Source organism: Dissulfurimicrobium hydrothermale, assembly GCF_022026155.1.
Taxonomy (GTDB): domain Bacteria; phylum Desulfobacterota; class Dissulfuribacteria; order Dissulfuribacterales; family Sh68; genus Dissulfurimicrobium; species Dissulfurimicrobium hydrothermale.
The window spans coordinates 896,919-909,151 of the sequence record NZ_CP085041.1 but is presented as its reverse complement, the minus strand read 5'-3'; the positions used below and the strand labels follow the sequence as shown (position 1 = coordinate 909,151).

Here is a 12,233-nt window from a genome sequence, read left to right as displayed (position 1 = left end):
AAAAAGATGCCAGAACTGCGCAGAGATCCGATAATAGGCAGATGGGTCATCATAGCCAAAGAACGCGGCAAACGCCCCAGTGACTTTGTAATAGAAGAAGAAAAGACAAAGGGAGGATTCTGTCCGCTGTGCCCCGGCAATGAACACACCACACCACCGGAGGTCCTGGCCTATGGGAGACAGGGTTATGCCCCGAACACACCCGGCTGGACCTTGAGGGTGGTGCCCAACAAATTTCCGGCCCTCATCATTGAAGGCGATTTGAACAAACAAGGCGAAGGTATTTATGACATGATGAACGGAATAGGGGCCCACGAGGTCATCATAGACACCCCCAACCACGACGAAACCATACCCCGGATGTCCGAATTCCAGGTCAAGCAAATACTCTTCGCCTACAGGGACAGGATGCTCGATTTGGCAAGGGATATAAGGTTTCAATACATAATCATATTCAAAAACTTTGGCAAGGCGGCAGGGGCCTCGCTCGAACACTCCCACTCCCAATTGATCGCCCTTCCGATCGTGCCGCAACTCATCCAGGAAGAGGTGATGGGGTCCTTGCGTTATTACGAATACAAAGAACGCTGCGTATTCTGCGACATAATACATCAGGAATTAGCTGGGAACACCCGTGTTGTATGTGAAAACAAAGACTTCTTGACCATCGCTCCGTTTGCACCAAGGGCGCCGTTCGAGATGTGGCTCCTGCCTAAGAGGCATTATTCTTCATATGTCTCCATGGATGACGGCATGTTCGACTCCCTCGCGAGGATATTTCTTGAAACAATGCGCCGTCTTGACAAGGCATTGCCCAAGGTACCTTATAATTATATGTTGCATACAGCCCCTCTCAAAAACCTCTCGATGGACTACTATCACTGGCACATAGAAATTATGCCTAAACTCACAATGGTAGCAGGGTTTGAGTGGGGCACCGGATTTTATATCAATCCCACGCCGCCTGAGGAGTCAGCCAAGTTCCTAAGGGAAATCAGGATATAAAGATGGCCGGCATAGGCTTTGTCAGGTAAATAACAGATCTCGGAAATAGCCTAGAAAATATATGGACAAGCCAAAATTCTATAGAGGTGCATTATGGCGGATGAGAAAAAAAAGATACTGATAGTAGACGATGAAGAAAGCATACATCTCCTGTACAAAGAGGAACTAGAAGAAGAAGGTTACGAAATCCAATCAGCAATGAACGGAGACGATGCGCTTAGATATTTTGACAGCTATAGGCCTGACTTGGTCGTCCTGGACATCAACATGCCGGGGATGGATGGAATAGAGGTACTCCGCCAAATGAAGCAAAAGAGGCCGGCAACCCCAGTAATATTGAGTTCGGCATACCCTGAATACAAACAAGATCTGGCCTCTTGGGCCTCGGACGATTATATAGTAAAGTCATTCAATCTGACCGAACTCAAGTCTTCCATTAAAAAACATCTATCAAAATAAAGGCGATGGAGTCGACGGCCATTGGAGTTGGACGGCCTGAGATAAAGGCAATCCTCGAAGGACTCTTGCTGGTCGCTACAAAACCGCTTGGTCTTAAAGAACTAACAGGCCTGCTACCTGAATTCAGCAAAGATGACATACTCATTGCGTTAAAGCTACTTCAAAGAGAATATGACGACCAGTGTCACGGCCTCGAGATAAGAGAGGTAGCTGGCGGCTGGCGGCTGCAGTCAAAAAGCAAGGTCAGGGAATGGATATTGCGGCTCAAAGAATCGACTCCGGCCAAACTCGGCCGCTCTTCACTTGAGACCCTCTCCATAATCGCCTACAAACAACCCGTAACACGCGCTGAGATAGAACATCTGAGAGGCGTAGATTCGAGTGGACCTTTAAGGATACTGCTCGACAGAAAACTCATAAAGACGGCCGGAAGGAAAGAGGTCCCTGGACGCCCCCTTATCTACCGTACCACAAAGCGTTTTCTTGAGGTATTCGACCTGAAAGACATCTCGGACCTCCCGTCCCTCGCTGAACTGTCAGATATGGAAGACACCCATGAGCTACCGCTTTTCAAATAATCTGAGAAAAAGGGGGCTTTTATTTTTATGGACAGAGATTGCTTGTTGCCCTACCCGTTTCCAATTGTAATCCATTTTCAGGATCTGAACGGGCTGTCAAACAAGGCTGCAGGCCCCAATTCCGCCTCGATCTCCAAGAGCCTATTGTACTTGGCTATGCGCTCGCTCCTACTTATGGAACCTGCCTTTATCTGACAGCCGTCCATCGCCACAGTAAAATCAGCTATGAAGTCGTCTTCCGTCTCGCCTGATCTATGGGAGACCACAAAATCCCAACCTGCCGCCCTGCACATACGAATGGCATCTACAGTCTCGCTGACCGTGCCGATCTGATTCAGCTTTATCAACGCGGCGTTAGCAGCCCTCTCCTTTACGCCCCTGGCTATAAACTCGGTGTTTGTGACGAATATATCGTCCCCGACTATCTGGATCTCTTGGCCGAGCTCCCTTGTCATAAGGGCAAAACCGTCCCAATCATCTTCTGCGAGGCCGTCTTCTATGGAAATAATCGGATACTTTCTCACCCATTCTTTATAGAGCTCGACCATCTCAGCGCTCGTCTTTTCGCCGCCGCCTGAACGAGCAAGGACGTACTTTCCATCTCTAAAGAATGAACTGGCTGCAGGATCAAGCGCTATAGCTATGTCTTCTCCCGGCCTATAACCAGCCCTTTCTATGGCTGCCACGATGAGCTCGCACGGCTCCTCGTTACTCTTAAGATTGGGTGCAAAACCACCTTCATCCCCCACGGATGTGGCATAGCCCTTATTCTTTAAAATGGTCTTTAATGCATAAAAGGTCTCGGCACTGTATCTTAGCGCCTCTCTAAACGTGGGGGCACCGATAGGCACGATCATGAATTCCTGGAAGTCCACACTACAATCGGCATGTTTGCCACCGTTTAAGACATTCAACATAGGAACTGGAATGCGGTTTGAACAGGCCCCTCCAAGATAGGCATAGAGCGGCAGACCTACGCTCTGAGCTGCCGCCCTGGCAACCGCCATCGAGACTGAGAGGATGGCGTTTGCCCCGAGCCTGCTTTTATTGGACGTCCCGTCCAAATCTATCAAGACCTGATCGATTTCCTGTTGTATCGTGGCATCCAGACCTTGGAGCGCTAAAGCTATGACATCTTCTACATTCTCCACCGCCTTTAAGACACCCTTGCCCCCATATCTCGACTGATCTTGATCCCTGAGCTCAAGTGCCTCATTCTCACCGGTGGACGCCCCAGACGGGACAGAGGCGATCCCAAGACTCCCGTCCTCAAGAGCGACATATGTGCGAATGGTGGGATTCCCCCTGGAATCCAATATCTCCATCGATTCTATCTCTACAATCTTGCTCATCGGCTCCTCCCGCTATCTGGTTTATTTATTAACTTTCGTTTATAATGACTTTAATCTCAAGTCAAGCAAAAAGGTGAACATATGTGTCAATCCAGCGTATACCTGTTGAAGGATGGGAAGGAAGAGGAGATCATGCGGGACGTGATACTGGTTGAGCCTTGCCCCGAAGGTGTGAAGGTGCAGGGTCTTTTCGAGCCGCCCCGTATTATAAGTGCAAAGATATCAAAGATAGACCTCCTGAAACACAAGGTTATTCTTGAATCATCCGGACAGAGATCACAAAAAATTTAAATCTGACCAAAAAATAAAGTAGATGGGGATCGAAAATGACCGAAATTGAAAAATTGCGCATACTCTTGCCGCATCTTATAGAACACAATGAAGAACATGCCAGGGAATTTCTGCGATGGACATCCGTACTCGAGGAGGCGGGCATGCCCGATGCAGCTGCTGCCCTCAAGAAGGCTGCGTTCTCCTCAGGAGATGTAACAAAACATCTTAAAACCGCAATGAATCTCGCCGGAGGCCCTATATCAGGCCATGAAATAGGACGTCACCACCACCATCATCACGAGCACGAATAAGCCATCAGGGAGACAACAAAAAAATAAATGAAATACATAAGCACGAGGGGCGGAATCGAGCCAATATCCTTTAAAGACTCCGTGATGATGGGCCTTGCGACAGATGGCGGCCTCATCCTGCCTGAACAACTCCCTACGGCTGGACCAGAGATTATAGAAAAATGGGAAGGACTCGACTACCATGAGCTTGCCTATGAGGTCATATCGCTCTTTATAGACGATATCACCTCTAAAGACCTGAAGGCCATGATAGACAATGCCTACAAAAATTTTGACACGCCGGAGGTCACACCCCTTGTCAAAGTAGGCGACTTGCACATACTTGAGCTCTTCCACGGCCCGACCCTCGCCTTTAAGGACATTGCCCTGCAGTTCCTCGGAAACCTCTTCTCATACCTATTGAAGGAACGCAACGAGAAGATGAACATATTAGGTGCAACATCAGGCGACACGGGCAGCGCCGCCATATATGGGGTCAAGGGTAAAGAAAACATCAACATCTTTATCCTGCACCCCCATGGCAGGGTAAGCCCCATCCAAGCCCTTCAGATGACGACCGTACCTGATAAAAACGTATTCAATATAGCGATAAATGGGACCTTTGACGACTGCCAGGCGATAGTAAAAAACATCTTCAACGACATCCCTTTCAAGTCCCAATACAAGCTTGGGGCTGTCAACTCCATAAACTGGGCTAGGATCCTCGCCCAGGTGGTATATTATGTCTATTCATTTCTATGGATTAAAAATAAAGAAGGCGCAGAGCGGGTTGATTTCTCTGTCCCGACCGGAAACTTCGGAGACATCTTCGCCGGATACGTGGCAAGGCGTCTCATCTCGCCGCACATCGAACGGCTTATCCTCGCCACCAACGAAAACAACATCCTCACACGCTTTATCATGGAGGGCCGCTATAAGATCGCGCAAAGGGTCATCCCGACCGTAAGCCCTTCCATGGACATACAGATCGCAAGCAATTTCGAGCGATATATCTACTATCTCTTCGGGCAAGACCCCCAAAGGGTGAAGAGGGCGATGGAGCAGTTTGAAAAGACCGGCGAGATCGTCTTCAACCCTGACGAAATGACCATGGCGCGGGAAGACTTTGCCTCGGCGTCAATAAGCCAACCCGAGACCATTGAGACCATACGAGCCGTATACAGAAATACAGGCTATGTGCTGGACCCTCACACGGCAGTCGGCGTAGCGGCAGCAAAAAGACTTTCATCCGCCCTTCTGCGCCACAGTATCGTGTGTCTAGCTACGGCCCATCCAGCCAAATTCGCAAGGACAGTAAAAGAAGCAATCGGCCATGAGCCGAAGAGGCCTGCTTCGCTTGAAGACATTGAAAAAAGGCCGACCAGGTTGAAGCTACTTCCTGCAGACATAGGCGCGGTGAAGGCATACATACAGCAACAGGCGACTTAGTGCTTATCGTAAATGATCCCAATTTTTCTAAACGCGACTATGGCGCCAGTCCTGTGCAACAACGCCTCATATCTTTTCATGCCTTTCTTCAGCAAGTCTTTCAAATCTCGCTAAGATCTTCTGGGCCTATTGGACCATGAACGGACGACCTCGATGCTTCTTAGGTTGGATTGTTTTCCTTTACCTAATTTTTTCCTTTCCGCTCCATATTGACTGACATCGTGACAATCTCTACGTTTCAACTATTTGAAACCGACATCCCACGCTCGCCTACAGGAAATGCGCCGCCTCCGCTTTTTCATTATCAATCGGTTGCGGCTGGCCTACAGATTCTTGAGCAGGCGGAGCCTTGATTGTGATTTATATCGCGACTGCTGGATCTATAAAAGGTCTCATGTAGCTCTCAATATAATTCGGATGTACCCGGCGTTGAGGAACTCGAGCAGGAAAAGAACTTGACGAGGATATAATAAAACGATATTTCCATCAATACTGGTTGGTCAGTATTGGTTCTATCTTATTGAAACAAATGAGGCTGATATGAAAGGAATGCGCCAATATCATCTTCAATTCACATGGCGGAGGTGGAGCGGAAAGGATGATCAAGATGATCAAGTCGATTGCAAATCGATTTGCGGCTGAAGGCGTAAGGCCAAATTTCAATCTGACCAAATGATGTTAGATGTTAAGGGTGAGAAAGATATGCAAGTCATAGATGAACGGAAACGAGCTAAAATCCTTTCGGCGGCGGCCGGACTTTTTGCCACGCAACCCTTCCACAAGGTGCTGTTGAGCGACGTGGCTAAGGCGGCGGAAGTAGGCAAGGGAACACTATACATCTATTTCAATAGCAAAGAAGACCTTTATATTTCAGTGCTTTATAACGGATTTTCTCGGCTGGTAGACCGGCTTCGCGAACGGATAGATGAAGATACTCACAGTCCAGCGGAAAATCTTGAGATGGTGATTCGTGAGATGGTCAATTTTGCTTATCAAAACCCCCACCTGTTCGAGCTGATACGTACGATTCCTGTCTGGAAAGCTATTGACCGGGCCAAGTGGGATGCTAAACGTACAGAGCTAAAAGACATGATCGAATCTATCATCCGCCAGGGCATTGCCCTGGGAATTTTTATCGATTCCCATCCGGAATTTACCGCCCGGTATATTCCCGGGTTCATCCGCTCAGTGCTGCTTGAAGGGACTGAAACAGTCGACCGTGAGGTACTGATCGATCATATCCTGAATTTTGTCAAGGCTGCAATTACTGTCAAGGAGAAGGTGTGTTAAGACCGCTGCAGTGGGGATTGGCCGGCCTGGCGCTGTTTTTTCTCAATAGATGCGCAGTGAATCAAACACACGATGTGCAAATATATTGGCATGTGCTTAATACTGGAAGATCCGGATCAGTCTTACCCTACCATACCGAAGATCCCCTCACGTTAAAGAACGCCCTGATACTGGCCAATACGCATAACGAGCAGATGGCCATAGCCGGTGAGGATTACCTTCAGACATTGATCGACAAGGATCGCGCCTTTGCCGCCTTTCTACCGACCATCAGCTTTGCTCCAACATTCATGCTCCAGGGGAAGACTGCATATGCGGCCAATAACCCCCTGATCGCCGAGTTTGAACCCAATCACACGACCGATCTGCCAGTGGCTGGAAATATGGATCTGCACCTGTTCCGCGATGTGCCGGCCCTACAAACAGCCGGGGCTTTCGCTAAGATGCAGCGGGCGGTACTCCTGGATCGCCAGGCCCTTCTCATGCTGGATGTGGCCAGGACCTATTTTCAAGTGATGCACTCAGAAAAGCAGGTTGCGGTTTTAAAGTATTCAATCAAAGTCGCCCGACAGCGGCTCGCAGACATTCAAGTGAAAGAGAAGACTGGTGTGGCACGGCCGGTGGATGTCTTTCTAGCCGAATCACAGCTGGCGAAGACGCAAAACGAGTTGATTCAAGCCAAGGCCGATGTAAAAAACGGCCGGGCGATGCTGGCATTTTTAATCGGTGTACCGGCAGTCAAGGGACCGCTCACCGGCGGACTGAAAATTCCGTCGATAAACTGGCACATCGACACCTTGTTGAAGCTAACCGAGACGCATCGACAAGACCTAACGGCTGCCCATGAACGGGTGAAGGCTGCGGCCGCCGCACTGGAAGCGGCCTGGGGCGAATATTTCCCGTCGGTCTCCCTCAACTTGATGCGCTACCTGTCCCGGGATACCTTCCCCAACGATGTGGATTGGACCTCCATGATCCAGGTCAATGTCCCTATTTTTCAGCCGGATTGATTCATGCGGATGTCCGCACCGCTTATTCGCGCCTGCGGCAAGCTCGACTCTCCGAGATGTATATCCGCCGGCAGATATTGAAGGATCTACGAATGGCTGTGGAAAATCTCCAAAGGGCTAGGCAACAGATCGATCAGCTCGATATCCAGGTCAAAGCGGCCCGGGAAGGGGTGCGGCAGGCAACAGCCGCATTCAATGCCGGACTTGGAACAAACCTTGAGCGGCTAATTGCCCAAGAGGGTCTGCTATCCGCGGAACTGTCCCTTTCAACTGCAAAATTCAATCAAGATGTTGATTATTTGAAACTCTTGCGCGTGACAGGAGAATTGAATCCAGAACTTTTCCTTATGCCACCACCTACAAAAAACAACTTTCTTGAACCTAATGAAATGGGTAGAGATGACAGAAAAAAGCCGAAATAGCGATATAGCCGCCAATGAAACGGAATCTATGGGACCCAACAGTTCCTCGGCAGGGCCTTTCCACCGTAAAAAAATCGTCTGGTGGACGGCGGGCGGGCTGGTAATTCTAGCACTGATCATCGGCATCCCTTACTATATCCATTCATTATCTCACGAATCCACCGATGATGCCTTTATCGATGGAGATATCATTCCAATAAGCCCGCGGGTGTCCGGCTATGTAGCCCATATCTATGTGCAGGACAACCAATGGGTCAAGGCAGGCGATCTGCTGGTCGATCTGGATCCGCATGATTTCCAGGCCCGTCTGGATGGGGCGGAGGCCGCGCTGGAAGCGGCAAAAGCCGCTAATCGGGCACGCAACATCAGTGTCGAACTAACCCGGATCACCGCCACGGCCGAATTGAATGAAGCCAAAGACAATGTGGAATCGGCAAGAGCGGCAGTTCAGGAGGCCAAGGCACGACTTGCCCTGTGTGAAGCAGCACTCGCCCAAGCAAAGGCAGAGGCCGAATCCGCAAGGGGGCGGTATCGGCTGGATGCGACGAACTTAAAGCGGTACCGCGAGATGGCGAAGACGAAAACAGTATCACTTCAAGACCTTGATCGCGCCGTAGCCGCTGAACAAATGTCCGCTGCAGATTTAAGGGCGGCGGAAAAGAAGGTTGACAAAAGCATCTGTTCGTGAAGCCAAGGCGGCGATCAAGGCTGCAGAAGCCAGCCAGCGACAGGCCAATGCCCGCTTGACTGCGGCACAGTCCGCACCCCAGCAGATCAAACAGAGCCGTTTTCAAGCGAAAGTATCTAGTGCTGATATCGACCAGGCCAAGGCCAATGTCGCCCAGGCCAGTCTGAATCTTTCCTATACAAAGATTTATGCGCCATGCGACGGTTTTGTGACCAAAAAAGATGTCGAGCTCGGGCAGTTCGTGCAGCCCGGACAATCGCTCATGGCACTGGTGCCTCGGAATGTATATGTTACGGCCAATTTCAAGGAAACACAGCTGACACACATGCGACCCGGCCAGCCGGTTGAAATCTCGGTGGATGCATACCCAAATTTCACCTTCCACGGCCATGTGGACAGCATCCAGCATGGGTCGGGCGCCCGCTTCAGTCTGCTTCCGCCGGAAAACGCCACAGGCAATTATGTCAAGGTCGTCCAGCGGGTACCGGTCAAAATTGTTTTCGACCGTCCGCAAGAGACTAAAAAGTGCTGTTGGTCCCGGGGATGTCAGTGGTACCAGACGTGGATATCGGCGCCGTGGGATGGCCGTCCGACGGATCGAAATATATCTCGAAAAACAAGGCTCCGCTCCACACGAAGAGTGGGGCCGCAGCAATAAAATGAACGGCGCATCCGAAAATACCACCACCAAGTTAATCGAGGTAAATAAATGGCTGGTGGCAGTCACGGTCATGTTCGGCGCGTTCATGGCAGTCATGGACGTCAGTGTCGTCAATGTGGCCATGCCGCACATGATGGGTACCTTTTCCGAGGATCTCTCATCGATAACCTGGGTATCCACAGCCTACAGCATCGCCGAAATCTGGTGACCATGGCCGGCTGGTTCAGTACGCTCATCGGCCGCAAGAAGCTCTAATGTGGTCGTTCGCAATGTTCACGGTAGGGTCGGTTCTGTGCGGTACAGCGGTTTCGTTTCCACAGATGTTGTTCTACCGGGTGCTGCAGGGGATCGGCGGCGGTTCGCTGATCCCAGTTTCGCAGGCAATTCTTCGGGAGTCGTTTTCCAAGGAGGAGCAGGGGATGGCCATGGCCATATTTGGCATGGGGGTCGTTCTGGCACCAGCGATTGACCGATTGTGGGCGGCTGGCTGACGGATTACTATGGATGGCCCTGGATTTTTTCATCAACATCCCGATAAGCATCATCGGTATTTTCATGATCGGCGCCTTTGTTCACGATCCGCCGTATCTGCGGCGCGGGATCAGAAAATCGACTGGATCGGCATCGGTCTGCTGGCGGTCGCCCTGACCACCATGCAGATCGTACTGGAACGGGGACAAAGAGAGAACTGGTTCGATTCGCGCCTGATTGTGCTAGGGACCGTTGTTTGTGTACTGGCGCTGATCAGCCTAGTGATTTGGGAACTGATTGCGCCGGAACCGGTAATCAATTTCCGGATCCTGCGCAATGCCCCGCTGGCCATCGGCTCTGCCATAGGGATAATCTTTGGCATCGCCCTTTTGGCACTACATTCATTCTGCCTCAATTTACACAGGACCTGCTGGAATATCCTGCGTTCCAGGCAGGGCTGGTGATTGCGCCGCGGGCATTCATGCTGCTGCTCTTCATGCCAATCGTGGGCCGACTTTACAACCATATCGATGCACGGGTGCTGGTGATATTCGGCGTCGGGATCACCTTCTGGTCCTATTATGATCTCGCCGGATTGTCGCTTGCCGCAGGGTTCTGGAACCTTGTCCCCACGCTCTTGATCATGGGTATTGGCATGCCGTTCGTGTTCGTGCCCTTAAGCACCCTTTCACTGTCCACTGTACCCAGCCCTGACATGACTGATGCAACCGGCCTTTACACCCTGGCGCGTCGGGTCGGTGGCAACATCGGATACGCGCTGGCGGCCACGATGGTGGATCGTGGCCAGCAGATCCACCGATCCTATCTGGTCGATCATGTAAACCCCTTTAATATGCCTTATGCCGAATACAATCGAATTGCCGGAACCGCACTAAGGCATGCAGGACTCAATACCCAGGGTGTGCAGCATACAATTTATGCGCTGACAAATCGGATTGTGGACATGCAGTCAACCATGCTGACATACAACGATATATCCTGGGTGTTTGGCCTACTGTTTTTGAGTATCATACCACTGGTACTGCTGCTGGCCAGGGCGTACCGCCCTGGCCAGCAAATCCGCCAAGGCATCCGGAAACTGACGGGGTCAACGATCACAAAGCGCATCTTGTTCCACTGATCTCGGTCCTGCGGGGTCAAGATTCAAAAGGGCCCGATGAAAAAGACAGAGATCCTGTAAGGATATCAATGAAAAACTGAAATACATGGACTTAATGCCGCAGCGCAACAAGACAGATCACCAATACTGGATATGAATAAAATATCGGGCTGTCCGTTTGCCTTTATTACAATCCTTCATTCTGTAACTTGAGTACAAGCTCCTTCTGGGCGACGGTAAGCCTCTTCGGGACGTCCACCATGAGCCGCACATATTGATTGCCGCTCCCCCCTTTGCCATCAGGCAGACCCTTGCCCTTTATACGCAGCTTCTTTCCAGGCCCGGTCCCGGGTGGTATCTTGAGCCTGACACTGCCGCCGAATGCAGTCGGAACCTCGATCTCTCCACCGAGGCATGCGCTGCTGAAACTTATCGGCTGATCTATCTCCAGGTCCAATCCATTGACCCTGAAGCGACTGTCAACCTGTGGACGGACCACGAGATAGAGGTCCCCTCTTATGCCGCCTGCTCCAACCCCGCCCTTCCCAGCCACGCGGATCTTTTTCCCTGGGCCAACCCCAGGTGGTATCTTTACAGATATCCGTTCCTCAAGCCCGCCGGCATCAAAGGCAAGCCTCTTTTCACAACCTTCAGACATCTCTCTTGGAGAAAGGGGTATCTCAAGCGTTATATCCTCGCCAGGCCGAGCGGAGGCAAAGCGGTCCGCCTTTTCATATCCTTCGCCTACGCCACCTGTCCCCTGACTGAAGATCTGGCTAATCAAATCGTCGAATGAGCCTACGCCACCCGGTCTCCCGCCAAAACTGACCCTCCACGCCCTGGCCCCGCCTTTGCCGCCGATGCCGAATTCCTGGAAGATATCACCAAAATCGAAGTTTCTGAATATATCTTCTTGAGTATAACGACGGTTGAATTCAGAAGAACCGAAGGTATCATACTGTTTCTTCTTTTCAGGATCGCTTAAAACCGCATAGGCCTCGTTTATCTCCTTGAAACGTTCCTCCGCGGCCCTATCGCCCTTGTTCTTGTCAGGATGATACTTCATTGCAAGCCTACGAAAGGCCTTTTTTATCTCATCGGGGGTTGCGGTCTTTGATACCCCTAGTACTTTGTAATAATCCTTTGCATTTTCCATATCTGCATC

17 protein-coding genes are annotated in these 12,233 nt (G+C 50.6%); 15 read left to right on the top strand and 2 right to left on the bottom strand.

Features of this window, described 5'->3' with window-relative positions; genetic code table 11:
- Positions 1 to 6 precede the first annotated feature (6 nt).
- From galT to scpB, 3 genes are all read left to right on the top strand, one after another.
- Positions 7 to 1,005 carry a galactose-1-phosphate uridylyltransferase gene (gene galT / locus LGS26_RS04435; protein ID WP_237889595.1) on the top strand — a complete coding sequence of 333 codons (999 nt, stop codon included), beginning with the start codon at positions 7 to 9 and terminating at the stop codon, positions 1,003 to 1,005.
- 93 nt (positions 1,006 to 1,098) lie between these two features.
- Positions 1,099 to 1,464, top strand: coding sequence for a response regulator (locus LGS26_RS04430; protein WP_237889593.1), 366 nt, complete (start codon positions 1,099 to 1,101; stop codon positions 1,462 to 1,464).
- Positions 1,465 to 1,469: 5 nt separating this feature from the next.
- The gene (gene scpB / locus LGS26_RS04425) at positions 1,470 to 2,042 is read left to right on the top strand and encodes an SMC-Scp complex subunit ScpB (protein ID WP_237889586.1); all 573 of its coding nucleotides are present in this window, start codon (positions 1,470 to 1,472) and stop codon (positions 2,040 to 2,042) included.
- 77 nt (positions 2,043 to 2,119) lie between these two features.
- On the opposite strand, the gene eno is transcribed toward scpB, so the two are convergent.
- Complete coding sequence (gene eno / locus LGS26_RS04420; RefSeq protein ID WP_237889579.1) at positions 2,120 to 3,394, bottom strand: phosphopyruvate hydratase; 1,275 nt, start codon at positions 3,392 to 3,394, stop codon at positions 2,120 to 2,122.
- A gap of 81 nt (positions 3,395 to 3,475) precedes the next feature.
- Between eno and LGS26_RS04415 the strand changes: the two genes are divergently transcribed.
- The 12 genes from LGS26_RS04415 (at position 3,476) to LGS26_RS04360 (ending at position 11,089) form a co-directional block, all read left to right on the top strand.
- Entirely contained in the window at positions 3,476 to 3,685 is a 210-nt protein-coding gene (locus tag LGS26_RS04415) for a CooT family nickel-binding protein (protein WP_237889577.1), read from the top strand.
- A gap of 35 nt (positions 3,686 to 3,720) precedes the next feature.
- Complete coding sequence (locus LGS26_RS04410) at positions 3,721 to 3,978, top strand: hypothetical protein (RefSeq protein ID WP_237889570.1); 258 nt, start codon at positions 3,721 to 3,723, stop codon at positions 3,976 to 3,978.
- 27 nt (positions 3,979 to 4,005) lie between these two features.
- The gene (gene thrC, locus LGS26_RS04405; protein ID WP_237889568.1) at positions 4,006 to 5,406 is read left to right on the top strand and encodes a threonine synthase; all 1,401 of its coding nucleotides are present in this window, start codon (positions 4,006 to 4,008) and stop codon (positions 5,404 to 5,406) included.
- A 702-nt stretch (positions 5,407 to 6,108) separates the two neighbouring features.
- Entirely contained in the window at positions 6,109 to 6,696 is a 588-nt protein-coding gene (locus LGS26_RS04400) for a TetR/AcrR family transcriptional regulator (RefSeq protein ID WP_237889566.1), read from the top strand.
- Complete coding sequence (locus LGS26_RS04395) at positions 6,690 to 7,706, top strand: TolC family protein (protein ID WP_237889564.1); 1,017 nt, start codon at positions 6,690 to 6,692, stop codon at positions 7,704 to 7,706. Before LGS26_RS04400 ends, LGS26_RS04395 begins: the two co-directional genes overlap by 7 nt.
- On the top strand, positions 7,658 to 8,128 hold the full coding sequence (locus LGS26_RS04390) for a TolC family protein (protein WP_330873330.1): 471 nt from the start codon (positions 7,658 to 7,660) through the stop codon (positions 8,126 to 8,128). The genes LGS26_RS04395 and LGS26_RS04390 overlap by 49 nt, the downstream gene beginning before the upstream one ends.
- Entirely contained in the window at positions 8,106 to 8,816 is a 711-nt protein-coding gene (locus LGS26_RS04385) for an HlyD family secretion protein (protein WP_237889560.1), read from the top strand. Before LGS26_RS04390 ends, LGS26_RS04385 begins: the two co-directional genes overlap by 23 nt.
- Positions 8,794 to 9,474 (top strand): HlyD family secretion protein, encoded by a 681-nt coding sequence (locus tag LGS26_RS04380; protein ID WP_237889558.1) that lies wholly within the window; start codon positions 8,794 to 8,796, stop codon positions 9,472 to 9,474. Before LGS26_RS04385 ends, LGS26_RS04380 begins: the two co-directional genes overlap by 23 nt.
- A 1-nt stretch (position 9,475) precedes the next feature.
- A complete protein-coding gene (locus tag LGS26_RS04375; RefSeq protein WP_237889556.1) occupies positions 9,476 to 9,685 on the top strand; it encodes a hypothetical protein in 210 nt (69 codons plus the stop codon).
- A gap of 61 nt (positions 9,686 to 9,746) precedes the next feature.
- Positions 9,747 to 9,968: an MFS transporter gene (locus LGS26_RS04370; RefSeq protein WP_237889554.1), complete on the top strand. Its 222-nt coding sequence runs from the start codon at positions 9,747 to 9,749 to the stop codon at positions 9,966 to 9,968.
- A gap of 9 nt (positions 9,969 to 9,977) precedes the next feature.
- Positions 9,978 to 10,412 carry a hypothetical protein gene (locus LGS26_RS04365; protein WP_237889977.1) on the top strand — a complete coding sequence of 145 codons (435 nt, stop codon included), beginning with the start codon at positions 9,978 to 9,980 and terminating at the stop codon, positions 10,410 to 10,412.
- A complete protein-coding gene (locus tag LGS26_RS04360) occupies positions 10,352 to 11,089 on the top strand; it encodes an MFS transporter (RefSeq protein ID WP_237889848.1) in 738 nt (245 codons plus the stop codon). Before LGS26_RS04365 ends, LGS26_RS04360 begins: the two co-directional genes overlap by 61 nt.
- Before the next feature lie 166 nt (positions 11,090 to 11,255).
- On the opposite strand, the gene LGS26_RS04355 is transcribed toward LGS26_RS04360, so the two are convergent.
- Positions 11,256 to 12,224, bottom strand: coding sequence for a DnaJ C-terminal domain-containing protein (locus tag LGS26_RS04355; protein WP_237889552.1), 969 nt, complete (start codon positions 12,222 to 12,224; stop codon positions 11,256 to 11,258).
- Between the last annotated feature and the right edge of the window lie 9 nt (positions 12,225 to 12,233).

Bases quoted from the DNA above. Each gene is read 5' to 3' on its own strand.
- galT (WP_237889595.1), top strand. From the start codon at position 7: ATGCCAGAACTGCGCAGAGATCCGATAATAGGCAGATGGGTCATCATA.
- LGS26_RS04430 (WP_237889593.1), top strand. From the start codon at position 1,099: ATGGCGGATGAGAAAAAAAAGATACTGATAGTAGACGATGAAGAAAGC.
- scpB (WP_237889586.1), top strand. From the start codon at position 1,470: ATGGAGTCGACGGCCATTGGAGTTGGACGGCCTGAGATAAAGGCAATC.
- eno (WP_237889579.1), bottom strand. From the start codon at position 3,394: ATGAGCAAGATTGTAGAGATAGAATCGATGGAGATATTGGATTCCAGG.
- LGS26_RS04415 (WP_237889577.1), top strand. From the start codon at position 3,476: ATGTGTCAATCCAGCGTATACCTGTTGAAGGATGGGAAGGAAGAGGAG.
- LGS26_RS04410 (WP_237889570.1), top strand. From the start codon at position 3,721: ATGACCGAAATTGAAAAATTGCGCATACTCTTGCCGCATCTTATAGAA.
- thrC (WP_237889568.1), top strand. From the start codon at position 4,006: ATGAAATACATAAGCACGAGGGGCGGAATCGAGCCAATATCCTTTAAA.
- LGS26_RS04400 (WP_237889566.1), top strand. From the start codon at position 6,109: ATGCAAGTCATAGATGAACGGAAACGAGCTAAAATCCTTTCGGCGGCG.
- LGS26_RS04385 (WP_237889560.1), top strand. From the start codon at position 8,106: ATGACAGAAAAAAGCCGAAATAGCGATATAGCCGCCAATGAAACGGAA.
- LGS26_RS04375 (WP_237889556.1), top strand. From the start codon at position 9,476: ATGAACGGCGCATCCGAAAATACCACCACCAAGTTAATCGAGGTAAAT.
- LGS26_RS04370 (WP_237889554.1), top strand. From the start codon at position 9,747: ATGTTCACGGTAGGGTCGGTTCTGTGCGGTACAGCGGTTTCGTTTCCA.
- LGS26_RS04365 (WP_237889977.1), top strand. From the start codon at position 9,978: ATGGATGGCCCTGGATTTTTTCATCAACATCCCGATAAGCATCATCGG.
- LGS26_RS04355 (WP_237889552.1), bottom strand. From the start codon at position 12,224: ATGGAAAATGCAAAGGATTATTACAAAGTACTAGGGGTATCAAAGACC.